Genomic DNA, 1,485 nt, shown 5'->3' with positions numbered 1-1,485 from the left:
TAAGCGCCGTTATACCGATCGCTAAGCTCCAAGTTTCAAAGGTCTCTACAGACATATTCGCACCTATTTAATCTAAGTAATGAAAAATTTTGGGTGGATTCTAATTGATCTAGATCAAATTACTAGTGCTAATACAGTGATATCAGAGATAAATCGTAGTGAATAATAATTAAGCAATTGTGCGGTCAGGTAAATGGCTTATCTGTCGCGATAATATTGCCTTGCAATTTTATCTGCGTCTCGAAATATCCAATATGAAAATCGCCATCGCCACATATTTAAGATTGTTTTAACGAAGCCTTCTGTTTCCCATTTCCTGGCGGACGTAATGGAGCGAAACGTAAACTGCTGCGGTTTAGAGCGTTCTTTTAAACGAATCGATATTTCAACATCTTCCATGAGGATTTGCTCTGGAAAACCTCCGAGAGCCTCGAAGACACTTTTTTTGATTACTTGTGTTTGGTCACCCGTACATATGCTGCTTAATCCAGATCGCCAACGAATCATAAAACTCAAAAAACGAAAATGAGGTGCGTGGTTATCAAATTCAAGCGAACCATATCCCCACGAGCAATCAGAACGACTAAAGTCCTTAAGCTGTTGATCATTGAACAATTCAATGGTCGTGTCTGCGTGAACAAACATCAGAATGTCGCCTGAAGCATGCTTAGCACCAAAATTCATTTGATATGCTCGGCCAGGACGATCACTCATTAAATAACGAGCTTTTGATAGTTGCAGAGATTCAAATCGAGCGCGTGTATCATCGGTGCTAGCAGCATCCACTACGACCAATTCGTGAAGGTTGTTTCCGAGATTATCCAATAATGAGCTTACAGAACGAATTATCGAGTCCTGCTCGTTATGAACAGGAATTACGACACTCAATCTTGTGTTAGCCGGAGAGGTATTCATTAAAGACGACTGGCTTACAGCGCGCCACCACAGCTACTACCCTGACCTGCCGTGCAACCATAACAATGCTCACCTATGACAATAGGATGACCGTCTAAGTTCGTTTCGAACAGTTCACTGACATGCAGTGCTGAATTGTCACTTGCTATGATGTTTTTATCTTGCGAGTGGATAGGTAATTCAAGCATTTGGTTAAAATCACAATCATAGACATAACCTTTCCAATCGACGCTTAAGGTGTTTCGACACATCACAGCGTCAACATTGCTTGGCGAATACGCGTCTTTTAGGAGCGTCATATAATCATTGAACCCACCTTTTGCCAGCAGCACGGCGCCAAAGCGAGCAATTGGCATATTTGTAATCGTATAGAGATCATCGAATTTTATTTCGAAATTACTAAATAAATGCTTCTGATAATCAGCTTTAAGTTTGTCCTGAGGAGGCGGTAAGAAGGCGCCATTAGGGTTATAAACCAAACTTAGTTTTTTGTCGTCGTCGCCAATCCCGTAGCCGAGCGCATTGAGCAGGTTCAGCGCCTTTATGCTTCCGTCAAATGTTCCCTTTCCA

Annotated in this window: 2 protein-coding genes; both read right to left on the bottom strand. The window is 41.7% G+C overall.

What is annotated here, in order from left to right; all coding sequences use genetic code 11:
• Positions 1–198: 198 nt before the first annotated feature.
• On the bottom strand, positions 199–915 hold the full coding sequence (locus A3739_RS15135; protein WP_068475759.1) for a TIGR04283 family arsenosugar biosynthesis glycosyltransferase: 717 nt from the start codon (positions 913–915) through the stop codon (positions 199–201).
• A gap of 14 nt (positions 916–929) precedes the next feature.
• Positions 930–1,485, bottom strand: a 556-nt coding sequence (locus A3739_RS15130) for a DUF3641 domain-containing protein (RefSeq protein ID WP_156502613.1), incomplete at its 5' end; no start/stop codon positions are given.

This window comes from Oleiphilus sp. HI0067, from assembly GCF_001635735.1.
The sequence above is the reverse complement of the archived record's forward strand: the minus strand, read 5'-3'. Positions and strand labels throughout refer to the sequence as shown.

Coding starts and splice junctions, on each gene's coding strand:
- A3739_RS15135 (WP_068475759.1), bottom strand. CDS start 915: ATGAATACCTCTCCGGCTAACACAAGATTGAGTGTCGTAATTCCTGTT.